Here is a 23,591-nt window from a genome sequence, read left to right as displayed (position 1 = left end):
GAGGGGCCTCGCCAGCGCCCTGCGAGGAAGGCGTATTCTACTGAAGCGCCGGAGTTTGTCAACTCTCTTCGAGGCCGTCACCGAGGTGACCCTGACCGCGAAGACCAGCCGGAGCCGGCGACCGCAAGCCCGTTGCCGGACTTGCTTTCGAGTGGGGCGCATTCTACCGAATCCGCCGTGGGCGTCAAGTGCGAATCTTGCGAAGCGAATCGAAAAATTCAAATCATGACAACCACTTACCACCCTATCCACCGCCTGCAACGTTGCCCGTCGCCGGCAGCGGATGCGTACTTTACGGTTTTCCCCCGAGCCCCGCAAGGGGCGGCGGTAAAAATATTTCAGGGACGCAACACAAGGGCTTATCCACAGCCGCTCGCAGGCGAGCGGCTGTGGATGACTCATGTAAAGGGTTCAGGCTGTCTCGCCCGCTTCCTTGCGCTTGCGGCTGGCACGGTCGAGCAGCGACAGGATCGAACGATACGGGATGCCGCCATGCAGTGACAGGCCGATTTCGCAGGTGCGCGAGTTGGAATACCCCGCATCGCATCCCCTTACCTGCTCGGCCAACCCCTTCAGAGCCGAGGCATTAAGCTCCGGCGTGATCAGCCCCTTGTCGCCGGCGAAGCCGCAGCAGGTGATCTCGGCCGGTACCACCACCTCGCGGGCGCAGGCCCTTGCCAGTGCCACCATGCGCTCGCCCAGGCCCATGTGCGTGCTCGAGCAGGTTACGTGCACGGCCACGCGCTCGTCGAGCGGAGTGATATCGAGCCGCGGCAGCAGGTGGTCGTGGGCAAAGGCCACCGGCTCCTGCACCGTTAACCGCTCGTCCAACCGCCCCTGCATATGCAGCACGCAGGGACTGGTGTCACTGAGGATCGGGTAACGGCCATTCTGGCTCGCCACCAGCAGCTCGCGATTGAGTTCGCGCGCCTTGTGCGTCGCCTCCTCGAACTGCCCCTTGGACTGGAAGGCCATTCCACAGCAGAGATGCCCCGGCATCTCGGGTACGATCACCTCGAAGCCGGCCTTCTCCAGCAGCGAAAGGGTGATCTCCATGATCGAGCGGTTCTCGCTGTCGCCATGCCCGGCGCCGAAGACGCGAGTGGCGCAGGAAGGGAAGTAGACCACCTTGTCATGCACGCCATTGGCCGCAGGTTTCCGTTTGAGCACGCGAATCGATGCTGCCTTGGGCAGGGTGGGAATCCACTGGGGCACCTTGCCGCCACTGACCTGGGTGATGGCCCCACTCACCTTGGAGAGTCCTTTTTCACCCAGCACGGCGCGCCCGGCGCCGGCCAGGTTGAGCATGCCCCGTGCCAGCCGAGTGGTACCGGAAAAGTGGCGCCCCACCCGGCGCGCCATGTCAGCATGCGGCGCCAGCCGCTCGCGGCGCATCTCACGGATCAGCTCGCCGGTATTGATACCCACCGGACACTGGGTAGCGCACAGGCCATCGACGGCGCAGGTCTCATCGCCGGCGTAGCGGTAGTCCCTGCGCAGCCGCTCGAGGCGTTCGGCCTCTTCGCCAGCGAGGCTTGCGCCCAGCGCCTCGAGCCTAGCCATTTCGCGAGCGGCGACGATGCGCTGCCGCGGCGTCAGGGTGAGATCCCGCGAAGGGCAGACGTGCTCGCAGAAGCCGCACTCGATGCACTTGTCGACGATGGGATCGGCCGCCGGCAGCGGCTTGAGATTTTCCAGGTGCAGGGTCGGGTTGCGACTGAGGATGACATCGGGGTTGAGCAGATTTTCCGGGTCGAACAGCGCCTTGATCCGCCACATCAGCGCGTAAGCTTCGGGGCCCCATTCAAGCTCCACGTAAGGGGCCATGTTGCGTCCGGTGCCGTGCTCAGCCTTGAGCGAACCGCCGTACTCGACGCCGACCAGCTGCGCCACCTCGTCCATCAACGCCTGGTAGCGCTCCACCTCGCCGGGCTTCTCGAAGCCTTGCGGGAAGACGAAGTGCAGGTTGCCCTCCAGGGCGTGGCCGAACAAGATCGCCTCCGGGTAGCCGTGACGATGGAAGGCCTCGGTCAGCGCCAGCACACCCTCGTCGAGGCGCTCGATGGGGAAGGCGACGTCCTCGATGATCACCGTGGTGCCGGTGTCGCGCACCGCCCCCACGGCGGGGAAGAGGCCCTTGCGGATCTTCCAGTAGAGTTCGTAGAGGCTCTTTTCTTGAGTGAAGGTGACCGGCTCCAGGGTGTGGATGCCCTCGAAGATGGCCTGTACCGCCTCGAGCCGCGCCTGAAGCTCCGCCTCGCCGTTGCCGCGCACGTCGATCAGCAGTGCCGCCGCCCCTTCGGGCAGGCGCTTGAGCCCCTCGGGCATGCCCGGCTTGTTCTCCACCGAGCGCAGCGCGGCGCGATCCATCAGCTCCACCGCCGAGACCGGCGCTGGCTTGAGCGCGATGGTGGCGCGGCAGGTGGTGGCCATGTCGGGCAGGAAGACCAGCGCGGCGGCCTTGTGCGGCTCGTCGATAACGGTGTCGTAGGTGATGGTGCTAATGAAGCCGAGGGTACCCTCGGAGCCGATCATCAGGTGCTTGAGGATCTCGATGCCGTCGTCGAAGTCGACCAGGCTGTTGAGCGCGTAGCCGGTGGTGTTCTTGAGCCGGTACTTGTGGCGGATCTTCTCCGCCAGCGCCGAGTTGGCCCGGGTCTCGGCGGAGAGACGCTCGAGTCCTTCGACGAGCTCGGCATGGCTGCGCCGGAACGCCGCGCAACTGGCCGGGTCGGCGGTGTCCAGGCGGGTGCCATCGGCCAGGATCACGCGCATGTCGCGCACCGTGCGGTAGCTGTTCTGCGCCGTGCCGCAGCACATGCCCGAGGCGTTGTTGGCGGCGATCCCGCCCACCATGCAGCTGTTGATGGAGGCCGGATCGGGGCCGATCTTGCGCCCGAAGGGGGCCAGCAGCTGGTTGGCCCGCGCGCCGATCACCCCGGGCTGCAGGCGAATGCCCCGGCCATTGTCGAGGATCTCGTGGCCGCGCCAGCCCTCGCGCAGCTGGATCAGCACCGAGTCGGTCACCGCCTGGCCCGAGAGCGAGGTGCCGGCGGCGCGGAAGGTGACCGGAAGGCCGCGCTGGCGGCAGCCGGCCAGCACCGCCATCAGCTCGTCCTCGTCGGCGGGGCGCACCACCAGCTTGGGAATGAGCCGGTAGAAGCTGGCGTCGGTGCCGTAGGTCAGGGTGCGCAGCGGGTCGTCGATCAGCCGCTCGGCGGGCATGATCGCGAGCAGCTCCTGTTTGAGCGCCTGCCAGGCATCGGCGGCAGGTGCCGTCGTCGCAGCGCTCATGGTCGCTCCTCGGCATGACGCAACAGCACCACCAGCTCGCGCGGCCCGTGCACGCCATAGGCCAGGGTCTGCTCGATGTCGGCGGTCTTGCTCGGCCCCGAGATCAGCAGCGCGTTGGTGGGCATGCCGCCGGCCCAGCCGTGGGCTTCGACCACGTCGAAGAAGGTGTCTTCGATGGTGTCGGCATCGAGTACGGCGATATGGATTGGCGGCACCAGGCTCAGCAGGCGCGGCTCATCGGGGGTCGGCCACAGCCACAGGCTGCCGGTCTCGGCGATGGCGCCGCGGGTGGAGGTCAGGCCGGCATCGGTGTCGTGGAACTGCTCGTGCCGCCAGGTCTCGATATCGCGGTCGGCATCGACCAGGGAGACGTCGCCTTCGGCCAGGGCGGCGCGCGCCTCGGCGGCCACGGGGTGCTCCCGCCCCAGGGCCAGGCGGCGAATGCCCTTGGCCTTGAGCAGCTCGGCAAGTGCCTTGGTCCAGTCATCGCGAGACGTGTGGATCACCTCGCCATGCACCGAGGTGATCCAGCGCTCGAAGCGCGCCAGCCGCTCCTGCTGGCTCCAGCCGCGCCCGCTGACCACGGCGAAATCGCTCTGCGGCGCCGTCAGCGGGCCGTCGGTACGCTCACGTAGGCGTTTGAGAATGTTGTCGCGGGCACTCATGAACGCTTCCCCCCATCCTCATCGGATTTGCCTGCCTGATGGCGTTTGACCATTGCATGCAGTGAAACCTTGGCCGGCTTGGGCGCAGTGCGGTATTCCGTCCATGGCCCCAGCTTCGAGGGCATCAGCGCCTGCAGCTTGCCGGCGATGGCCGTACTGCTGCGCCAGGCGCCGGGGTGCGTGGCCAGCCACTGGAACCCTTTCCACGCTGCCACTTCCTTCTTCGTCCGCTTGACGCCGGCACCGGGCACGTTGCCGCGCCCCTCGCCCACCGCCTCGCGACGCAGGCGCACCAGCAGGTCGGGAATCGGAATCTTGACCGGGCACACCTCGCCGCAGGCGCCGCACAGGCTCGAGGCGGTGGGCAGATCCTTGGTCGCCTCCAGGCCCATCATGTGAGGCATCAGGATGCTGCCGATGGGGCCGGGATAAGTAGTGCCATAAGTATGCCCACCGACACGGGTATAGACCGGACAGTGGTTCATGCAGGCGCCGCAGCGGATGCAGCGCAGGGTGTCGAGCAGCTCGTCGTCCTGATAGATGTTGGAGCGACCGCTGTCGACCAGCACCAGATGGACCTCATTCGGTCCATCGTGCTCGCCGGGCTTGCGCGGCGAGCTGATCATGTTGAAGTAGGTGGTGACGTGCTGGCCGGTGGCCGAACGGGTCAGCAGCGCATAGAGCGGCGGCACATCGCGCAGATGCTCGACCACCTTTTCGATGCCGGTCACAGCGATGTGCACCGGCGGTACGGCAGTGGTCATGCGGCCGTTGCCCTCGTTCTCCACCAGGCACAGGGTGCCAGTCTCGGCCACGGCGAAGTTGACCCCAGAGACACCCACGTCGGCGGCCATGAAGCGCTCGCGCAACTGAGCCCGCGCGGCTGCGGTCATATAGTCCACGTCACGGGTCCGCTCGGTACCGGTCCTGGTGTGCATGATGTCGGAGATCTCATCGGTATTGAGATGGATCGCCGGCATGATGATATGAGAGGGCGTCTGCTCGTTGAGCTGCACCAGGTATTCGCCGAGATCGGACTCCAGCGCCTCGATGCCCGCCGCTTCCAGATGGGCATTGAGGTGCATCTCCTCGGAGACCATCGACTTGCCCTTGATCACCGCCTTGGCGCCATGGCGCTCGCAGATTCCACGAATGATGCGGCACGCCTCGTCGCCGTTCTCGGCCCAGTGCACCTGAATCCCATTGGCCTGACAGTTGGCCTCGAGCCGCTCGAGCAGGTCAGGCAGCTTGGCCAGCGCGCGCAGGCGGATATTGGCACCGAGCTCGCGTAGCGTCTCGAGATCCCAATCGCTGAAGACGTCGCGGCGCTTGGCCATAAGGCCATCCATCGCCTTGCGAAAATTGGCACGTATCTGGGGATTGCCCAGGGCATCGTGAGCCTGGCGATGGAACTCGCGGGGCGTGAACGTCTGTACTTCGGAAGCGCTCATGAGGTCCTCCGCCACAGGTAGCTGGCGATGTGCTCGCCCTCGACCGCCTTGCCCTGATGTTCGAAACGACCGGCGATGTTCATCAGGCAGCCGCAATCGGAAGTCACGAAACGCATCGCCCCGGTGGCCTCGATGGCCTGGGTCTTGTCCTCGACCATGGCGGCGGAAACTTCAGGGTGGCGCACGGCAAAGGTGCCGCCGAAGCCGCAGCACTCGGCGGCGCGGGCCTGCTCCACCAGTTCGACCTGGCCCATGCGGGCGAGCAGCGCCGGACCGGTCTCGGCCAGGCCCATCTCGCGACGGGCACTGCAGGACGTGTGCATGGCCACTTTTTCCGGCTGCCCACGATCCTCGAGCCTGAGCTGGCAGACATGCAGCAGGAACTCGGTCAGCTCGTAGATCCGCCCCGCCACCTCGTTGGCGCGCGCCTCATGCTCGGTGCCGGCAAAGAGCTGAGGGTAATGGGTGCGCATCATGCCGCCACAGGAGCCTGAGGGCACGACGATCGGCCAGGGCTCGGGAAAGAGATCGAGCTGCGCCGCCGCCACCGCCCGCGCCTCGTCGTGATAGCCGGAGGTATAGGCTGGCTGACCACAGCAGGTCTGCGCCTGAGGGTAAACCACCTCGATCCCCTCGCGCTCCAACAGGCGGATGCCATCCATTCCCGCTTCAGGATAAAAGAGGTCGATCAGACAGGTGCCGAAGAAGTAGACCTTCTCCGGCTTGGGTGGGTACAGCTTGACTGGGGTCATGAGGCTCCCTCACTGTCGGCCCGTGGGCAGTCGCGGTCTCGTTTATTGTCGAAATCTTCTTGGTAAATTGGTAAAACCAATTTACCCAAAAATGTCGTTGAACCTTAGGGCTCCCTCCGAAGAGTGTCAAACACCGAGGCAGGTTTTGGCGCTTTTCCAGCATAGACTTTGGTCTATCTACCAGAATATGGCTGCAATATTGGGTGTGTTTCTTGTCGAGAAATCTTCGTTTCTCGATTGCACCAGGCCGCATTTCGGGCCAATATTGGTAAGACCAATTAAGCCGATTGCGTCTCAGGGAAGTTCTGCATGACCTACCAGAACGTACGCCAGCCCCGCCTGGCCGATGTCATCACCGAGCGCCTCGAGGCAATGATACTCGAGGGGAGCCTCAAACCCGGACAGCGCCTGCCACCGGAGAGAGAGCTGGCCGAGCGTTTCGGCGTTTCGCGTCCCTCGCTGCGCGAGGCGATACAAAAGCTGGCGACCCGCGGCCTGCTCACCAGCCGCCAGGGGGCGGCACCTTCGTGACCCGCGAACTCAACAGCGGCTACAGCGATCCGCTGCTGGACATGCTGGCCAGGCATCAGGAGTTCCACCTGGACCTGCTCGAATTCCGCGACGCCATGGAAGGGATCTCGGCCTACTATGCCGCCCTGCGTTCCACCCCGGCCGATCGCGCCATGCTGATCAAGCGCTTCGAGGAACTGGAAGCCTGCTTCGCCGGCCGCGATCCGGAACTGGAAGCCAAGGCGGACGCCGCCTTTCACCTGGCCATTGCCGAAGCAGCGCACAACGTCTTGCTCCTGCATACCATTCGCGGCATTTTTCATCTGCTCGAGAAGAGCATCGTCGATAACCTGGCACACCTGTTCGAGAAACCTCAGTCGCGTCCCATATTGATGAAACAGCACCGAGCCCTGCTGGATGCCATTCTCGAGGGCCGCGCCGAAGATGCCCGCGCGCGCGCTCATGAACACCTGGTGTTCGTCGAAGAGGGGCTACTGGAAATGGAACGCGCCGAAACTCGTGCCCAGCGCGCCCTGCGTCGCGCCCAGGCATTGCCGGAAATCCAGCTGTAAGGAATGCCCTCCGTGAAAGGCCCGCATCGCCCGCCTCGCCTGTCGCAGCCCCTGCGCTGGCTGCTACTGCTACTGTTGCCGCTGGGGCTGGTGGCGATCATGTGGCAGGCCGCGCAAGTGGCGCGAGAGCAGGCGCTGCAGACCCTGGTACGCGAGGCCGAAAATGAGCTGCGCCTTTCTGCCGCCGGCCTCGAGGGTCATCTGACACGCCATGACTACCTGCCGCAGTTGTTGGCCTCGCGCGAGATGGTTCAGCGCTTCCTGCTCAACCAGGGACAGCAGGACCCGATGCCGCTCAACCTGCTGCTCGATCAGTTCCGCGCCACGGCCGACGTTTCCGACGTCTATCTACTGGATGCCGACGCCAATACGCTGGCGGCCAGTAACTGGCACCGGCCCAATACTTTTATCGGTCAGAACTATGCTTTTCGCAGCTACTACCAGGACGCCATCGAAGGAGGGCGTGGCCGCTTCTATGGCCTGGGAGTACAGTCTCTGGAGCGCGGCTACTATTTTTCGGCCCCTGTGTGGCTCGACGACACGGCTCCCGATGCCCGCCCCAGCGGCGTCATGGTGATCAAGATTCTGCTGGACGCAGTCGAGGAGAGCTGGGCGGAGCAAGATGCCGTACTGCTGGTCACTGACAAGGACGACATCGTGTTCATGGCCAGTCATCCCGAGCTGCGCATGAGCGCACTGCACCCCCTCTCCGAAGAGGAGCGCCAGGCACTGCTGGCCACCCGCCGCTATGCCGACGAACCGCTTTCCCCATCGGGCATCGAAATCTACGAACAGCGCCCCGACGGCAGTCGCCTGGTCAGGTTCGACCAGGGTCCGCTGACCGAGGGTAATCACCTGGCGCTGACTCGCCATATGGACGCCTACGGCTGGGATATGCATATCCTCAAGCCACTCGGCTCTGTCTACCAGGCGCAATGGCTGGCCGCCGCGTTGGCCGGCGGCCTGTACAGCGTGGTCGTACTGGCTGGCGGCGTCGGCTGGCAGCGCCTGCGCCTGCGCCGGGAGCGGGAGCTATTCGCCGAACGCGAGCGCCAGACTCTCGCCAGCGCACGGGACGAGCTGGAGCGTAACGTCCAACTGCGCACCCGCGACCTACTGGAGACCAACCGCCTGCTCTCCGACGAGATCGAGGAGCGCCGCCGGGCCGAAGAAAACCTGCGCCAGACTCGCGACGAGCTGATCCAGGCGGCCAAGCTAGCCGTGCTCGGTCAACTGGCCGCGGGCATCAACCATGAACTCAACCAGCCATTGGCCGCGATTCGCGCTTATGCTGAGAACGCTCGCGCCTTCCTCGAGCGTCAGCGCATCGATGCCGTCGACGCCAACCTGGCCCAGGTAGTGGAACTGACCGAGCGCATGGCCGAGATCAGCGCCCAATTGCGCCAGTTTTCACGCAAGAGCGATAGTTCTTTGACAGCGGTATCGGTGCAGGCATGCTTCGACTACGCACTGCGGCTCTACCAGAATCGGCTTCGTGACGTAGAGGTCGAACGCTGTTGGGAGGAAGAAGTGTGGGTATATGCCGATCTGGTGCGGCTCGAACAGGTGTTGGTCAACCTGATCGGCAACGCACTGCAGGCAATGGCGGAAACCCAAGCGCCCAGACTCGTTCTACGTGTCGAGACCGAAGCGGGAGAAGTGCGGATCAGCGTTGCCGATACCGGCCCAGGCATTCCAGAAACGCATCTGTCGCGTATTTTCGAGCCCTTCTTCACGACCAAGTCGCCCGGCAGTGGGCTGGGGCTGGGGCTGTCGATCTCGGCACGCATCATCAATGATCTGGGAGGCAGCATCGAGGCAACCAACCTGGCTGGCGCTGGCGCCCGCTTCACCATTACCCTGCCCCAGGAAAAACGTCCTGACGGCTCCCAGCCTTCGCCAACCGAGGAGCAGCGCTCACATGCATGACCCGGCGGCCATCCCGGTACTGATCATCGATGACGAACCCCACCTGCGCATCACCGCCGGCCAGACCCTCGAACTGGCCGGCTACCAGCCTCAGCCCCACGCCAGTGCCGAGAGCGCCTTGGCAAGCCTCACGCCCGATTTTCCCGGCGTAGTCGTCAGCGATATCCGCATGCCCGGCATGGATGGCATGGCGCTGCTGCGCGAGGTACGCCTGCGCGACCCGGACCTGCCGGTGATCCTGATCACCGGCCACGGCGATATCTCCACCGCGGTGGAAGCCATGCGCGAGGGCGCCTGGGACTTCCTCGAGAAACCCTTTGCCGGCGAGCGCCTGGTGGAAATGGTCCGTCGCGGCGTCGACAAGCGCCGGTTGAGCCTGGAGAACCGCCAGCTCAAGGCCGAGCTGGAAGCACAGCAGGCTGCCCCCGGCCCGCGCCTGGTGGGCCGCACCCCGGCCATTCAGCGCCTGGCCTCGATGGTCCAGCGCATCGCCCAGGTGGAAACCGACGTGCTGCTGTTCGGCGAGACCGGTACCGGCAAGGACCTGGTGGCCCGTGCCATCCACGAGCGCAGCCCGCGCGGGGGCATCCCTTCGTCGCGATCAACTGCGGCGCGGTGCCCGAGAGCATCATCGAATCGGAGCTGTTCGGCCACGAAAAGGGCGCTTTCACCGGCGCCGTGGAACGGCGTATCGGCAAGTTCGAACACGCCAACGGCGGTACCGTGTTCCTCGACGAGATCGAATCGATGCCTTTGGCGCTGCAGGTCAAGCTACTACGCGTGCTGCAGGAGCGCTGCGTCGAACGGCTCGGCGCCAACGAGGCGGTGCCGCTTGATATCCGCGTGATCGCCGCCACCAAGATCGACCTGAAGCTCGCCGCGGAAGCCGGTGAGTTCCGCGAGGACCTCTACTACCGACTCAACGTCGTCACGCTACCGATCCCCGCCCTGCGCGAGCGGCGCGAGGACATCCCGCTGCTGTTCCAGCATTTCGCCGTGGTGGCTGCCAACCGTAGCGGACTGGAAGCCCCTCCCCTGGCCACCGGGGGCATTTCCACACTGATGGCGCATGATTGGCCCGGCAACGTACGCGAGCTGCGCAACCTGGCCGAACGCTACGTGCTGCTGGGCTCGGCCTTCGACTACCGCATCGATGTATTGCTGGAAGGGGTCGAGGCGGACAGCGCCGAGCTGGCCCTGCCGCAGCAGGTGGAACTTTTCGAGAAGAGCCTGATCAGCCAGTCGCTGGTCAGCCACCGTGGCCGGATCACGGAGGTGTGCGAGCACCTCGGCCTGCCGCGCAAGACACTCTACGACAAACTCAGGAAGTACGGCCTGAGGCCAGAGGACTATCGCCAGAAAATGGCGCCCTGAGCCAGCAGGCTCATGAGTGCGTGCCAGGGCGGCATCCACGGAAGCATCGCGGCAACCAGCAGCAGCATCAAAGCGGAGTTGAGCGGCTCGCGGTAGTCGAACAGCTTGAGCGCCGTGCCGAAGGAACGCTTGAGGCGCACGCCGGTGAGATCCACGCTGAAGAGTTCGTCGAGTAGCAGATGGATGCCATAACCCAGCAGCAGCGCCAGCCCCTGGGCCCAGGCCAGCCAAGCCGGCTGGCCAAGCCACTGGTAGCCGGCCACGCTGGTCGCCAACCCGCACAGCACGGCGGCCAGCAGTGAGTGCCAGATCCCGCGATGCACGGAGAAGCGCTTGAAGATCGGGCTCAGCACGAAGCGCACCCCAAGATAGAGGCCGCCGCAGACCATCAGTAGCGCCCCCGGCTCGAGTCGAGCATGCAGCAACAGCACCCCCACCACCACCGCCAGCACGGCCATGGTATTGAAAATCAGGCGCACCGCGTGGGAGTGATCGGCATCGATATCGGGCAGGATGCCGCCGAAGGCGGTCAGAGCTGCCAGCGGCAGCGCCTCTCCCGGCGTCCATAGATCCCCCTGCCATCCGACGAAGGCCAGGAGGGTGCCGCCACCCACGGCAGCACTGAGATGGGTGCGAAAATCGGCCATGCCGAGGCAAGCCCTCAAAAAACTGGATAAATATCCATATTATCGCTCACAACACCGATAATGAACAATGGTTTAGAGGGCCAATGGAAGGGGGATCGGAGCGAAACGTCACTCCGCCGACGCTGCGCCCTGTTCCGCCAGGTACTGGTCTTTCAATTTGACGTAGTTTCCAGCGGTATAGGGGAAAAAGGCGCGCTCCTTGTCCTTCAGTGGACGCAGCGCCTTGGCCGGATTGCCGGCATAGACGAAGCCGCTCTCGAGACGCTTGCCCGGAGTGACGACGGCCCCGGCGGCAATGATCACCTCATCCTCGACCACGGCACCATCCATGACGATGGCCCCCATGCCCACCAGGATACGGTTACCCAGCGTGCAGCCATGCAGGATCGCCTTGTGGCCGATGGTGACGTCATCGCCGATGGTCAGCGGAAAACCGTCGGGGTTGAAGTCGCTGGCGTGGGTGATGTGCAGCACGCTGCCATCCTGCACACTGGTGCGCGCACCGATGCGGATTCGATGCATGTCGCCACGGATCACCGCCATCGGCCATACCGAGCAGTCGTCGCCCAGCACCACCTCGCCGAGCACCACGCTGGCGGGGTCGACGTAGACTCGTGCCCCCAGAGCAGGGCGCGTGCCCTGCCAGCTACGAATGGGATCGTTCGAACTCATGAAGCCTCCAGGCCGGTCGTCTCAGGGTTACAGCAATCCTGCGGCCAGCACCAGGGCCGCCAGGGGAATCGAGACCCAGCGTACCACCGCTTGCCATAGACGGAAGCCCGGCTCGCCGACACCCATGGCCGCCTGGGCGACCTGGCGGGGCATGACCCAGGCGGCGAAGACGGCAATCAGCAGGCCGCCCACCGGCAGAAAGATTTCCGTGGGAATGGTGGTCACCAGGTCGAAGGCGTTCATGCCGAACAGCGGCCGCCACTCGGCAAGGGCGGAGAAGGACAGCACCGACAGCAGGCCCACCAGCCACACGGCGATGCCGACCACCGCGGCGGCCTTGCCGCGGCCGAGTCCCATGCCCTGGAGCGTGGCTACCATGGGTTCGGCCAGGTTGATCGAAGAGGTCCAGGTGGCCAGCAACAGCAGCAGGAAGAATACGCTGAGCCACAGCGCTCCCCAGGGCAGCTCGGCAAAGGCGATGGGTAGGGTGACGAACATCAGCCCCGGCCCTTCGCCGGGGTCCATGCCCTGGGAGAACACCACCGAGAAGATAGCGATCCCGGCCAGCAGCGCCACGCTGACGTCGAGTACCGCCACGGCACCGGCGGCACGCGGCAAGCTTTGCCGCTCGGGCATGTAGGCGCCATAGGCCATTAGCGCGCAGGCACCGACCGCCAGGGTGAAGAAGGCGTGCCCCATGGCATGCATGACGACCATGGGAGTGATCGCAGAAAAGTTGGGCCGGAACAGCCAGGTCAGTGCGGTACCGAAGCCATCGGTGGTCGCGGCGTAACCGGCGAGCAGGATCAGCAGCAGGTAGAGCAGTGGCATCAGCAAGTTGTTGAGCCGCTCCAGCCCCTTGGCCACGCCTGCCGCCACCACGGTCATGGTCATGAACAGGAACAGCGTGTGGTTGAAGGTCATTCGACGCGGATCGGCGAGGAAGCCCTCGAAGCCGGCAGCGACCTCAGCCGCACCGAGGCCGCTGAAGCCGCCATTGACTGCAGTGACAAGGAACTCGATGGACCAGCCCGAGACCACGGAGTAGAACGACAGGATGCAAAAGACGGTAAAGGCACCGAACAAGCCCAGCAGCCGCCAATGACGACTGGCTCCGGCCTGCCCGGCCAGGTATCCCAGGGACTGCATCGGTGAGCGACGACCGGCACGCCCGATCAGTATCTCCGCCATCATCACCGGCAGTCCGAGCAACAGCACGAAAGCGACGTAGAGCACCAGGAAAGCGGCGCCACCGTTCTCACCGGTGATGTAGGGAAAACGCCAGATATTGCCAAGCCCCACCGCGGCGCCGGTTACCGCCAGGATAAAGGCTCGCCGCGTGCTCCAGCGCTCCAGGGTTGCATTCATGCCCTAACCTCGACTTTAGTGGAGGCGCAAGCCTATCAGGCCGGCCCTCCGCGACCAATCCCCACGGCGGGATTGAAACCTGCCCATGTTGGCCGCATCTAACGCCTATTCGCTTCCCCGCCGACTGCAAACCCGAGGTGCGCATGCCCCACAACCCGCTGCTCGAGCCGCATGAACTGCCACCCTTCGCCGAGATCCGGCCGGAGCACGTGGTTCCCGCCATCGATGAACTGCTCGCCGACAATCGTGTGGGCGTCGAGGCACTGGTCGAACGAGCACAGCGAGAGGCACCCACCTGGAGAGTCTCGCCGCTCCGCTCGAAGCCCTCAACGACCGTCTCTCCCGCGCCTGGTCGCCGGTGTCGCACCTCAACGGCACCATGAATTCGCCCGCCCTGCGCGAAGCCTACCAGGCCTGCCTGGGCAAGCTCTCCGACTACAGCACCTGGCTGGGACAGCATGAGCCGTTGTTCCGTGCCTGGCAGGCGCTCAAGGAGGGGCCGGCCTGGGCCGAGCTGGACGAAGCCCAGCGGCGCAGCGTCGACAACACTCTGCGCGACTTTCGTCTTGCCGGCGTCGACCTGCCGGCCGAGAAGAAGCGCCGCTACGGCGAGATCAAGGCGCGCCTGTCGGAGCTCTCCAACACCTTCTCCAATCAGCTGCTCGACGCCACCCAGGCATGGCACAAGGACATCGACGATGCGGACAGGCTGGCCGGGCTGCCGGAAAGCGCGCTGGCGACGCTGGCCGCCAACGCCGAGGCAAAAGGTGTGAAGGGTTATCGCATCACCCTGGACTTCCCCAGCTTCTACCCCGTGCTGACCTTCGCCGAGGATCGCGAGCTGCGCCGCGAAGTCTATACCGCCTTCGTCACTCGCGCTTCGGACCAAGGCCCCAACGCCGGCGAATACGACAACGCACCGGTCATCGAGGAGACCCTGCGCCTGCGTCGCGAGCTGGCCGAGCTGCTCGGCTTCTCCAGCTATGCCGACCTGTCGCTTGCTACCAAGATGGCCGAATCCCCGCGCCAGGTCCTCGATTTCCTCGAGGACCTGGCACGCCGTGCGGTGCCCCAGGCACGCGAGGAGTTCGCAGAACTCGAAGCCTATGCCCGCGACAACCTCGACTTGCCCGAACTCGCCCCTTGGGACGTGGGCTATGCCAGCGAGAAACTGCGCGAGGCTCGCCACGCCATCTCACAGGAACAACTACGCCCCTATTTCCCCGCGCCGCGAGTGGTCGATGGCCTGTTCCGGGTAGTAGAGCGCCTGTATGGCGTCACTTTCGAGGAAGACGGTCAGGCCCCCCGCTACCATCCCGAAGTGCGCTACTTCCGCATTCTCGAGCATGGCGAGCCGATTGCCGGCTTCTACCTCGACCTCTACGCACGCGAAGGCAAGCGCGGCGGCGCCTGGATGGACGAGTGCCGGGTGCGCCGTTGCCGCGAGGATGGCGGACTGCAGCTACCGGTGGCCTACCTGACCTGTAACTTCACCCGTCCGGTCGGTGATCGCCCGGCGCTATTGACCCACGATGAGGTTACCACCCTGTTCCACGAGTTCGGCCATGGACTGCACCACATGCTGACCCGGCAGACCATTGCCGAGGTGTCCGGCATCAATGGTGTGGCCTGGGATGCCGTGGAGCTGCCCAGCCAGTTCATGGAGAACTACTGCTGGGAGCGCGAAGGGCTCGACCTGATTGCCGGTCATGTCGACAGCGGCGAGGCCTTGCCGGCCGAATTGCTCGAGCGTCTGCAGGCGGCCAAGAACTTCCAATCTGCCATGGGCCTGGTGCGCCAGTTGGAGTTCTCGCTGTTCGACTTACGCCTGCACCATGAACTGGCCGCCCCCACGGCGAGCGAGGTGCAGGCGCTGCTCGACGAGGTGCGCCTGGCCGTGTCCGTCGTACCGAAGGCCGACTTCAATCGCTTCCAGAACGGCTTCAGCCATATTTTTGCCGGCGGCTATGCCGCAGGCTACTACAGCTACAAGTGGGCTGAGGTGCTCTCCGCCGATGCCTGGAGCGCTTTCGAGGAAGCCGGTATCTTCGATCCCGAGACCGGCCGGCGCTTCCGCAGCGAGATTCTCGAGCAAGGTGGTGCCCGTGATGCCGCGGAGCTGTTCCGTGCCTTCCGCGGCCGCGAGCCCAGCGTCGAGCCGCTGTTGCGCCACAGCGGCATTCGCGCCGCCTGACAACACCGGTACGGCGCGCTATCGTAGCCACACCGCCGCCGGAGTTCTCTTCGGCAGCTATTCCTCATGGAGGCATCATGGCCGTTCAGAAACGCTTCATTGCCGGTGCCGTTTGCCCCCGCTGTGCCGAGATGGACCGCATCCGCGCCTGGGAGCAGAACGGCGTGCGCTATCGCGACTGCGTCAACTGCGACTTCTTCGAGCAGGCGCCGATCGAGGAGGAAGCGGCCACCGAGCTGGAGACACGCGTCAACCGCGAGCGCGAAGAGCAGCGTAAAAACACCATCCAGACCGTGAGAATCCTCGACCCCAGGAGCCGCTGAACGTGACGGGCACGGCCCCCGGTAGCATCGGCCAGCGCAGACGCCGCCAACTGGAGCTGTTCGGGCTTGTCGTCGTCGCGCTGCTGCTACTGTCACGCCCCGATCTGGCCACACTGGCCGCCGGGCTGGGCCTGTTCCTGTGGGGCATGTCCCACCTCGAAGAAGCCATCAAGCGCCTCTCGGGCGGAACGCTCGATCACTGGTTGAGCGCGGCCACGAGTCATCCGGGGCGTGCCATCGGCGTCGGCGCCCTGGCCACCGCCCTGGTCCAGTCCAGCTCGTTAATCACCCTGCTGGCAATGTCTTTCGTCAGCGCCGGCCTGATCACGCTGCCAGGTGCCATTGCGCTACTCTTCGGCGCCAACCTGGGCACCACCACCGGCGCCTGGCTGATCGCCTCGTTCGGCCTGCGTTTCGATCTGGCCCAGTACGCCATGCCATTGCTCGCTCTCGGCCTGCTCGGCCGCTACCGCTTGCGCGATGGCGCCCTGGCCGGCATCGCCGGACTGTTGCTTGGCATCGGCCTGCTGTTCCTCGGTATCGACTTCATGAAGCTGGGCTTCGAGGCCTGGCAGGATGGATTCCGCCTCGATGGCTGGATCGGCGACCAGCCCTGGCACTGGCCGCTGTTCGTGCTGGCCGGGGTCATCGCCACCGTGGTCATGCAATCGAGCCATGCCACGCTGCTGCTCACCCTGGCCGCCCTGGCCTCGGGCCAGTTGCCCTACCTCCCTGCCCTGGCCATTGCCATCGGCGCCAATGTCGGTACTACGGTCACCGCTGTGCTCGGCGCGCTCTCGGCCGGCGTGGCCGCCCGGCGCCTGGCTGGCGCCCATGTCATTTTCAATCTGGCTACCGCAGCGGTTGCCCTGGTCCTGCTGATGCCGCTGGCCTGGCTGGTCGATGTCCTTGCCGAACTGGCAGGGCTGGCCGAGACCGCCTGGCCACTCAAACTGGCGCTGTTCCACACCCTGTTCAACCTGCTCGGCATCGTTCTGCTGCTGCCCTGGATACCGCGCCTGGCCCGCTGGCTCGAGCACCGCTTTCCTGAACCGGCGCGACTGCTGCCGACACAGGCGCGCTACCTCGATCCGGCCGCGCTGCAACATGCCGACACCGCTGTCGCGGCCATGGAACAGGAGTGCCGACGTCTCAACCGGCGCGCCTATCACCTGCTATGTACGGCAATTCTGCTGCCCAGCGCCGAGGTGATCGGACACCCGCCCGGACGTGAAGCCGTGGAAAGGCAAATCGTCCCGGAGGCATGGCTACCGGTGAACGCTCGCTACCATGAGCGCATCAAGCCGCTGCTGACCGAGATCCTTGCCTTTCAGGCACGCATCGACGTGCCACTGACCGAGGCTCAGCAGGAACGGCTGGAAATCTTGCAGGCACGCACGCTGCGCATGGTGGAGGCCGTACGCTTCGGTGAGGTACTGCAACGCAGCTTGCTGCGACACTCCGCCCCCATGAGCCCCCTACGCGAAGCTCACGACGACCTGCGTCTGGCCGTCGCCACAGGCCTCAACCGGCTAGCCGAAGAGGAGCAGGGCCTGGCGATCGCCGCTCCCATCGAGGAAGTCCGCCGCCACTGGCAGCATGAACTGGCCGAGCGCCTGCGCGAACATCGCCTCGACCCGTGGCTTGCCTCATCGTTGATGAACGACCTGCATCAGGCCAGCCGGCTAATTGCCATATTGGCCGAACCAGGACTAACGTATTCTTGAGAGGTGTGCGTCTTTCCACACATAAGATTGAAGTAAAGTGCGGAAACTCAGACGCACCATCTCGCCCATGATTCGACCTTTGTCTAAGTAAAAATTCACAATAAATTGATTTCAATAACAAAACTGCATCACGGCACAACGGTTGCTAACTCAATAAGCTAGTCAACGTTATCAGCGCTGCGACAGGCCTTTCTGTTGCGGCGCGCCACTGGCGCTGACGCCATAACCACAATCGCAACGGAGAAACGCCATGCGCAACGTCACCAACCTCGCGCTCACCGGCAGCCTGGCCGCCGCCATGCTGGTCGCCGCTACCACCGCTCACGCCGACCGTGAGGGTTGGCCGTCGAACTTCACCGTCGGCACTGCCAGCCAGGGCGGCACCTACTTCGTATACGGCTCCGGCTGGGCCAACCTGATCGCCGACGAGCTGGGCGACATTTCCGGTGGTGGTGAGGTGACTGGCGGCCCGACTCAGAACCTGGCCCTGGTTCACAGTGGCGACATCGCCTTCGGTCTGACCACCATGGGTCCGGCTGCCGATGCCGTGAAGGGCGAAAGCCCGCTGGCCCCGGGTGTGCCGATGGACAACGTCTGTGCACTGTTCCCGATGTACGAGACCCCGTTCTCTATCGCGGCGCTGTCCAGCTCAGGAATCACCAGCATTTCCGAGATCCCCGACGGCGCCCGCATCGGCTTCGGTCCGGCGGCTTCTACTTCTGACACCTACTTCCCGGCCATCCTCGAGACCCTGGGCGTCAACTTCGAGCGTCGCAACGGCGGCTGGTCCGACCTCGGCGGCCAGCTTCAGGACGGCCTGCTCGACGTCATTGCCTTCGCTGCCGGCATCCCGATCCCGGCGGTCAGCCAGCTCGAGGTGCAGACCGACGTCAACATCATCGAATTCACCGAGGAAGAACAGGCCACCGTGCTCGAGGCCTTCCCCGTCTCCGAGTTCACGATTCCGGCCAGCACCTACACCACGCTGGAAGAGGACGCCCGTGCCGTCTCCATGTGGAACTTCGCCATCGCCCGTTGTGACCTGCCGGAAGACTTCGTCTACGAAGTGACCCGCATCACCATGGAAAACAACGACAAGATGCGCAACGTCCACCGCAGTGCGGAAACCACCATCCCGAGAATGTCGTGCATAACAATGTGCTGCCGTTCCACCCGGGTGCCGCTCGCTGGTACCAGGAAAACGGCTATGAAATCGATGAGTCGCTGATCAAGTAAGCACTCGATCCCACTTCCCCGTACCGGCCCTCCGGTACGGGGAACATCACGACCCCTGCAGCACCACACCCGAGGGTGATAACCCCATGAGCAATTCTCCCGATACCCATCCCGGGGCGTCCGAGGAGGCCATCGACAAGGCACCCGAGTCCATTGCCGAAGGCGTCGACGAGGAAGTCGTCGAATCCAACCGGCGACTCTTCAGCGGTTGGCAGTTTTTGCTGCTCGCCGCCATGGCCATCGCCTACTCCAGCTTCCATCTGATCACGCTCAATGCCATTCCGATGGAAACCTGGTCGTTTCGTATCGTGCATATCGCCGGCGCATTGATTCTCGGCTACTCCTTCTATGCAGGCTGCCGCTTTGCCGGTGAGGCCGGTACCCAGCGCTCACCCGCCTGGCTTGCCTGGGCCAGCTACGCGCTGTTGATTCCCGCTATCTATTCGCTGGTTCAGGTGTTCCTGATGAACCAGGCGATCAACGCCGGGGCCATGCGTATCGACCCGCAGGTCGAGACCTGGCATTACGGTTATCCGCTGCTTTTCGCCACCATCGGCGCCATCCTGCTCTCCTGGTGTTATCGCCAGGTACGCGAGAAACTCTCGCCGGCCGACCTGGTCCTGATGGTTTGCGCATTGGCCAGCGCCGGTTACCTGCTGGTGATGTTCAATACTCCGCTGCGCGCCGCGACCGGCACAGCCTTCGCTCCGATCGGCATCTCCTGGGCGGCCCTTTCCGGCTCGCTGCTGATCCTCGAGCTGACCCGCCGCGTAGCCGGCCTGGCACTGGTGGTCATCTCGGCCATCTTCCTGGCCTATGTGTGGGCTGGCCCTTATCTGCCGGGCTTCCTCGGCTATCCGGGGCTGTCGTTCAACCGTTTCTTCAGCCAGGTCTACACCGACACCGGCATTCTCGGCCCAACCACTGCGGTGTCCTCGACCTACATCATTCTGTTCATCATCTTCGCCGCCTTCCTGCAGGCCTCAAAGGTAGGTGACTACTTCGTCAACTTCGCCTTCGCCGCCGCAGGACGCGCCCGTGGCGGCCCGGCCAAGGTCTCGATCTTCGCTTCGGGCCTGATGGGCATGATCAACGGCACCAGCGCCGGCAACGTGGTCTCCACCGGTTCGCTGACCATTCCGCTGATGAAAAAGGTCGGCTATCCGGGCCGTAGCGCGGGTGCTATCGAGGCTGCCGCCTCTACCGGCGGCCAGATCATGCCGCCGATCATGGGAGCCGGCGCCTTCATCATGGCCGAGATCACCGGCATTCCCTACACGGAAATCGCTATTGCAGCGCTGATTCCGGCCATTCTCTATTTTGCCTCCGTCTATTTCATGGTGGACTTCGAGGCCGCCCGCAAGGGCATGCGTGGCATGCGCAAGGAGGAGATCCCTCAGTTCCGCCGCCTCGTCAAGCAAATCTACCTGTTCGCTCCTATCATCATTCTGGTCGCCGCGCTGTTCATGGGCTACTCGGTGATCCGCGCCGGCACCCTGGCCACCGCCTCGGCCGCCGTGGTGAGCTGGATCTCGCCCAACAAGATGGGGCCCGCCGCCATTCTCAAGGCGCTACAGCTGGCCGGCACCATGTCGATCCAGATCATCGCCGTGTGCGCCTGTGCCGGCCTTATCGTCGGCGTGATATCGCTGACCGGCGTCGGTGCGCGCTTCTCCTCGCTGCTGCTCGGCCTGGCCGGTTTCAGCCAGTTGCTCGCACTGTTCTTCGCCATGTGTATCAGCATTCTGCTGGGCATGGGCATGCCAACCACGGCCGCCTATGCGGTAGCGGCTTCGGTAGTGGCACCCGGCCTGATCAACATCGGCATCCAGCCGCTGGTAGCGCACTTCTTCGTGTTCTACTTCGCGGTGGTCTCGGCGATCACGCCGCCTGTGGCATTGGCTTCGTACGCCGCGGCAGGCATCTCGGGCGACAACGCCATGGCCACCTCGGTGACCTCGTTCAAGATCGGCCTGGCAGCATTCATCGTGCCCTTCATGTTCTTCTACAGCCCGGCCATGCTGATGGAAGGCACCTGGCTGCAAATCCTGCGCGTCGGCGTGACCGCCACGCTGGGTATCGTGCTGCTGGCTGCCACCGTTCAGGCATGGTTCTTCGGGCCAGTGAAGATCTGGATGCGACTGGTGATGCTGATCGGTGCCCTGTGCATGATCTACGGCGGGATCTATACCGATATCGCTGGGCTCGCCATCGGCGGGGCGCTATTCATGCTTCAGCGCGGCGCGCATGGCGGAGGCGCCAAGCCCATCGCCTCGAGCTGACACTACGACGCCATCAACACAGAGGCCCTGCCACCGGCAGGGCCTCTGCCTTTCTGGTCCGCCATTTTCATCAGGACCGGTTGTATCGGAACCGATCAGGACTCGATCACACCGCAGGCCATGCGGTCGCCGCCCCCTCCAAGTTCCGGCTCGTCGGAATAGGTGTCGCCACCCTCGTGGATCATCAGACTGCGATCCTGGAGGTCTTCGACACTCAGACGCGGCGCCAGCACCGGCAGCGTCGCCTCGCCATCCTCGTTGACGATCAGCACCGGCAGGTCGCCGAGGTGTCCGTCACCGTAGGGGCCTTGGTGAGTGCCGGTATCCTCCGGGTCATAGTGTCCTCCTGCCTCACCGGCGGCAGTCATCTCGCCGTCCTCGTTCTCGCCAGGCTCGCAGTTGGGGTTTTCGTGCACATGGAAGCCGTAGACACCGGGGGGCAACCCGCTCAGCTCGGGGGTAAGCAATAAACCGTGATCGGTGTCTTCGAGGGTGATGGTTCCGATGGAGTCCTCGACCCCATCGGTACTCACCAGATTCATCTCGACCTCATGGCCCTCCTGGGCCTGGGCCACCCCGGCGGCGAGCAGCAGGGAGGCTGCGGTGACTCCTGTCAGTTTTGCATGGCGCATCTAGCGTCCTCCTGTTCCTGGTTCCATGGACATGCAGAATCAGGCTAGACCGAGATGCAGAGTGGCGCCAAGGCAACGTCAGGCAAGGTTGTCGAGGATGCGCAGGCAGGGGCCGGCCTGGTTGAGGGTGTAGAAGTGCAGGCCCGGCGCTCCGCCATCCAGCAGGCGCTGGCACAGCCGCGACACCACCTCGGTGCCAAACTTGACGATAGCCTCGCTGTCGTCGCCATAGGCCTCGAGCTGCTTGCGGATCCAGCGTGGGATCTCAGCACCGCAGGCATCCGAGAAGCGAGCCAGCTTGGTGTAATTGGTGATCGGCATGATGCCGGGAACGATGGGCGCCTCGACGCCGAGTGCGCGAGCACGCTCGACGAAGTGGAAATAGGCATCGGCCGAGAAGAAGTACTGCGTAATGGCCAGATTGGCTCCAGCCTTCACCTTGCGTGCGAAATTCTCGAGATCGCGCTCGAAGCTGGGTGCCTGAGGATGGGACTCCGGATAGGCGGCTACCGCGATCTCGAAATGGTCGCCGGTTTCCTCGCGGATGAACTCCACCAGCTCATTGGCATAGCGCAGCTCGCCGATACCGCCCATACCCGAAGGCAGGTCGCCACGCAGGGCGACGAGGCTGTCGATGCCCTCTTCCCGATATTGAGCGAGAAGATCGCGCAACTGCGCCTTCTCGCTGCCGATGCAGGAGAGATGCGGCGCCGTGGTAATGCCCGCTTCGCGAATGCTTCTTACCGTAGCCAGGGTGCGTCCTTGGGTCGAGCCGCCGGCGCCATAGGTCACGGAGAAGAAGCGAGGATGCCGCTCAGCCAGGGCGTCGCGCACCCCGATCAGCTTCTCGCGCCCCGCATCGGTGCTGGGGGGGAAGAATTCGAAACTGATGCCCAGCGGGTACGACGTACTCATGAGAACCTCTCTACTGTGTCAGGCGCCAACGACACCATGCTGTCGCTGTGAAGTGGCAGCCTGCCAAAAGCCTGATCATTGGATAGAGGTATTCTGCCGCCCCGCCAGATCGCTGACCAATGAAAAGTTTCACGCTGCCACATGAATATCGGTCATAAAGAATCATCCCGATTAGAACGACCCGGCCTAACCGATGCGTTCGGCCGCGAATGAGCCGATGGCTGCAAAGCGTCAAACTTCGCTAACAAAAATTCGCCTCAGCCACGTTGACCCATGTCGAAGTGACGACGACGCTGACAAGTGTGTCGTCACTGCTCGGCAAGGAGCGATCGGGCAATTCAACCAGACGAGGAGGGTCGCCATGATGCAGGATCTCATTACCGGCACCGCCATCTTCGATGACGCGGGCAAGCAGGTCGGCAAAGTGGCCGATGCGAGTGACGCCGAGAAGGTCGGTATCATCACCGAGACGGGAAGCCGCTTCTGGGTGCCAAAGCAACTGCTCGCCTACCGCGACCAGCGTTGGATGCTGGAACCCGGCTATACCGAGATAACCCCCTCCGAGGCCGGGGCACAGCAGGAGGAACGCGAACTGGACGAGACGAATGCCGATACCTTTCCGGCCAGCGATCCTCCCTCCTTCACCATGGGCGACGAGGGCAAAGGTAGCTGATCAGCCGAGACGAGGAGAGTCACATGGATCGTTCACGCCACGATCGGAAGGATACACAAGCCAAGGATGAGCGCGAGACGCTGCGTGAAGGAGCACGCCGGCTGACCGAACGCGACACCCCTGACGAGCCAGCGGGACACAAGGGGGGACGAGACTCCCCCGCCCAGGATGACGTCTATCGCCCCGATGCCAATGTCGATGACCAGAAGCACAGCGCCAAGCGACCCGGCATCGACACCCGACGCGAAACGACACCGGTGGGAGGCGCCCAGGTGGCACGGGACAAGAGCGCGCACAAGGAGAATATCGACGACAAGGCCGAACAGGCCAGGTCGAATCGTCGTAACGGCTGATCCCCGCCTTCCGGGGTCGATG

Annotated in this window: 15 protein-coding genes and 4 pseudogenes; 10 read left to right on the top strand and 9 right to left on the bottom strand. The window is 64.2% G+C overall.

Features of this window, described 5'->3' with window-relative positions:
• Positions 1-411: 411 nt before the first annotated feature.
• Genes EKK97_RS02500 through EKK97_RS02485 form a run of 4 tightly spaced genes read right to left on the bottom strand, consistent with a single transcriptional unit; the run spans position 412 to position 6,162 of the window.
• Positions 412-3,294 carry an FAD-binding and (Fe-S)-binding domain-containing protein gene (locus EKK97_RS02500; protein ID WP_159548690.1) on the bottom strand — a complete coding sequence of 961 codons (2,883 nt, stop codon included), beginning with the start codon at positions 3,292-3,294 and terminating at the stop codon, positions 412-414.
• On the bottom strand, positions 3,291-3,959 hold the full coding sequence (locus tag EKK97_RS02495; protein WP_159548688.1) for a LutC/YkgG family protein: 669 nt from the start codon (positions 3,957-3,959) through the stop codon (positions 3,291-3,293). Before EKK97_RS02495 ends, EKK97_RS02500 begins: the two co-directional genes overlap by 4 nt.
• Positions 3,956-5,410 carry a LutB/LldF family L-lactate oxidation iron-sulfur protein gene (locus EKK97_RS02490; RefSeq protein WP_159548686.1) on the bottom strand — a complete coding sequence of 485 codons (1,455 nt, stop codon included), beginning with the start codon at positions 5,408-5,410 and terminating at the stop codon, positions 3,956-3,958. The genes EKK97_RS02495 and EKK97_RS02490 overlap by 4 nt, the downstream gene beginning before the upstream one ends.
• A complete protein-coding gene (locus tag EKK97_RS02485) occupies positions 5,407-6,162 on the bottom strand; it encodes a (Fe-S)-binding protein (protein WP_159548684.1) in 756 nt (251 codons plus the stop codon). The genes EKK97_RS02490 and EKK97_RS02485 overlap by 4 nt, the downstream gene beginning before the upstream one ends.
• A gap of 309 nt (positions 6,163-6,471) precedes the next feature.
• Between EKK97_RS02485 and EKK97_RS02480 the strand changes: the two are divergent.
• The 3 genes and pseudogenes from EKK97_RS02480 to EKK97_RS02470 all read left to right on the top strand — a co-directional run bounded on the left by EKK97_RS02480 (position 6,472) and on the right by EKK97_RS02470 (position 10,547).
• Positions 6,472-7,244 (top strand): annotated as a pseudogene (locus tag EKK97_RS02480) (GntR family transcriptional regulator).
• A gap of 12 nt (positions 7,245-7,256) precedes the next feature.
• A complete protein-coding gene (locus EKK97_RS02475; protein ID WP_234287193.1) occupies positions 7,257-9,173 on the top strand; it encodes a sensor histidine kinase in 1,917 nt (638 codons plus the stop codon).
• Positions 9,166-10,547: pseudogene (locus EKK97_RS02470) on the top strand (sigma-54-dependent transcriptional regulator). The gene EKK97_RS02475 and the pseudogene EKK97_RS02470 overlap by 8 nt, the downstream one beginning before the upstream one ends.
• Here EKK97_RS02470 and EKK97_RS02465 read toward each other — a convergent pair.
• The 3 genes from EKK97_RS02465 to EKK97_RS02455 form a co-directional block, all read right to left on the bottom strand.
• Positions 10,523-11,194, bottom strand: coding sequence for a metal-dependent hydrolase (locus EKK97_RS02465; RefSeq protein ID WP_159548680.1), 672 nt, complete (start codon positions 11,192-11,194; stop codon positions 10,523-10,525). The pseudogene EKK97_RS02470 and the gene EKK97_RS02465 overlap by 25 nt on opposite strands.
• Before the next feature lie 108 nt (positions 11,195-11,302).
• A complete protein-coding gene (locus tag EKK97_RS02460; protein ID WP_159548678.1) occupies positions 11,303-11,866 on the bottom strand; it encodes a gamma carbonic anhydrase family protein in 564 nt (187 codons plus the stop codon).
• 27 nt (positions 11,867-11,893) lie between these two features.
• Positions 11,894-13,234 (bottom strand): sodium-dependent transporter, encoded by a 1,341-nt coding sequence (locus EKK97_RS02455; protein ID WP_159548676.1) that lies wholly within the window; start codon positions 13,232-13,234, stop codon positions 11,894-11,896.
• Between the two features lie 143 nt (positions 13,235-13,377).
• Here EKK97_RS02455 and prlC point away from each other — a divergent pair.
• The 5 genes and pseudogenes from prlC (at position 13,378) to EKK97_RS02430 (ending at position 20,996) form a co-directional block, all read left to right on the top strand.
• Positions 13,378-15,428: pseudogene (prlC, locus tag EKK97_RS02450) on the top strand (oligopeptidase A).
• Between the two features lie 77 nt (positions 15,429-15,505).
• Entirely contained in the window at positions 15,506-15,751 is a 246-nt protein-coding gene (locus tag EKK97_RS02445) for a YheV family putative zinc ribbon protein (protein WP_159548673.1), read from the top strand.
• Between the two features lie 2 nt (positions 15,752-15,753).
• A complete protein-coding gene (locus tag EKK97_RS02440; RefSeq protein WP_159548670.1) occupies positions 15,754-17,478 on the top strand; it encodes a Na/Pi cotransporter family protein in 1,725 nt (574 codons plus the stop codon).
• A 250-nt stretch (positions 17,479-17,728) separates the two neighbouring features.
• A pseudogene (locus EKK97_RS02435) lies at positions 17,729-18,714 on the top strand (TAXI family TRAP transporter solute-binding subunit).
• 86 nt (positions 18,715-18,800) lie between these two features.
• Positions 18,801-20,996 (top strand): TRAP transporter permease, encoded by a 2,196-nt coding sequence (locus EKK97_RS02430; RefSeq protein WP_159548667.1) that lies wholly within the window; start codon positions 18,801-18,803, stop codon positions 20,994-20,996.
• A gap of 95 nt (positions 20,997-21,091) precedes the next feature.
• On the opposite strand, the gene sodC is transcribed toward EKK97_RS02430, so the two are convergent.
• On the bottom strand, positions 21,092-21,628 hold the full coding sequence (sodC, locus tag EKK97_RS02425; RefSeq protein ID WP_159548664.1) for a superoxide dismutase family protein: 537 nt from the start codon (positions 21,626-21,628) through the stop codon (positions 21,092-21,094).
• A 78-nt stretch (positions 21,629-21,706) separates the two neighbouring features.
• A complete protein-coding gene (gene metF / locus EKK97_RS02420) occupies positions 21,707-22,543 on the bottom strand; it encodes a methylenetetrahydrofolate reductase [NAD(P)H] (RefSeq protein ID WP_159548661.1) in 837 nt (278 codons plus the stop codon).
• A 361-nt stretch (positions 22,544-22,904) separates the two neighbouring features.
• Here metF and EKK97_RS02415 point away from each other — a divergent pair, with 361 nt between their 5' ends.
• Together EKK97_RS02415 and EKK97_RS02410 are read left to right on the top strand one after the other, a co-directional pair.
• A complete protein-coding gene (locus EKK97_RS02415; RefSeq protein ID WP_159548658.1) occupies positions 22,905-23,216 on the top strand; it encodes a hypothetical protein in 312 nt (103 codons plus the stop codon).
• A gap of 23 nt (positions 23,217-23,239) precedes the next feature.
• Positions 23,240-23,569: a hypothetical protein gene (locus EKK97_RS02410; protein WP_159548655.1), complete on the top strand. Its 330-nt coding sequence runs from the start codon at positions 23,240-23,242 to the stop codon at positions 23,567-23,569.
• Positions 23,570-23,591 lie beyond the last annotated feature (22 nt).

This window comes from Billgrantia tianxiuensis, from assembly GCF_009834345.1.
Taxonomy (GTDB): domain Bacteria; phylum Pseudomonadota; class Gammaproteobacteria; order Pseudomonadales; family Halomonadaceae; genus Halomonas; species Halomonas tianxiuensis.
This window is presented reverse-complemented; position numbering and strand designations above follow the sequence as displayed.

What these genes read in the sequence shown, in the direction of transcription:
- sodC (WP_159548664.1), bottom strand. Translation starts at nt 21,628, where the DNA reads ATGCGCCATGCAAAACTGACAGGAGTCACCGCAGCCTCCCTGCTGCTC.
- EKK97_RS02430 (WP_159548667.1), top strand. Translation starts at nt 18,801, where the DNA reads ATGAGCAATTCTCCCGATACCCATCCCGGGGCGTCCGAGGAGGCCATC.
- EKK97_RS02410 (WP_159548655.1), top strand. Translation starts at nt 23,240, where the DNA reads ATGGATCGTTCACGCCACGATCGGAAGGATACACAAGCCAAGGATGAG.
- metF (WP_159548661.1), bottom strand. Translation starts at nt 22,543, where the DNA reads ATGAGTACGTCGTACCCGCTGGGCATCAGTTTCGAATTCTTCCCCCCC.
- EKK97_RS02445 (WP_159548673.1), top strand. Translation starts at nt 15,506, where the DNA reads ATGGCCGTTCAGAAACGCTTCATTGCCGGTGCCGTTTGCCCCCGCTGT.
- EKK97_RS02465 (WP_159548680.1), bottom strand. Translation starts at nt 11,194, where the DNA reads ATGGCCGATTTTCGCACCCATCTCAGTGCTGCCGTGGGTGGCGGCACC.
- EKK97_RS02485 (WP_159548684.1), bottom strand. Translation starts at nt 6,162, where the DNA reads ATGACCCCAGTCAAGCTGTACCCACCCAAGCCGGAGAAGGTCTACTTC.
- EKK97_RS02455 (WP_159548676.1), bottom strand. Translation starts at nt 13,234, where the DNA reads ATGAATGCAACCCTGGAGCGCTGGAGCACGCGGCGAGCCTTTATCCTG.
- EKK97_RS02490 (WP_159548686.1), bottom strand. Translation starts at nt 5,410, where the DNA reads ATGAGCGCTTCCGAAGTACAGACGTTCACGCCCCGCGAGTTCCATCGC.
- EKK97_RS02460 (WP_159548678.1), bottom strand. Translation starts at nt 11,866, where the DNA reads ATGAGTTCGAACGATCCCATTCGTAGCTGGCAGGGCACGCGCCCTGCT.
- EKK97_RS02415 (WP_159548658.1), top strand. Translation starts at nt 22,905, where the DNA reads ATGATGCAGGATCTCATTACCGGCACCGCCATCTTCGATGACGCGGGC.
- EKK97_RS02500 (WP_159548690.1), bottom strand. Translation starts at nt 3,294, where the DNA reads ATGAGCGCTGCGACGACGGCACCTGCCGCCGATGCCTGGCAGGCGCTC.
- EKK97_RS02495 (WP_159548688.1), bottom strand. Translation starts at nt 3,959, where the DNA reads ATGAGTGCCCGCGACAACATTCTCAAACGCCTACGTGAGCGTACCGAC.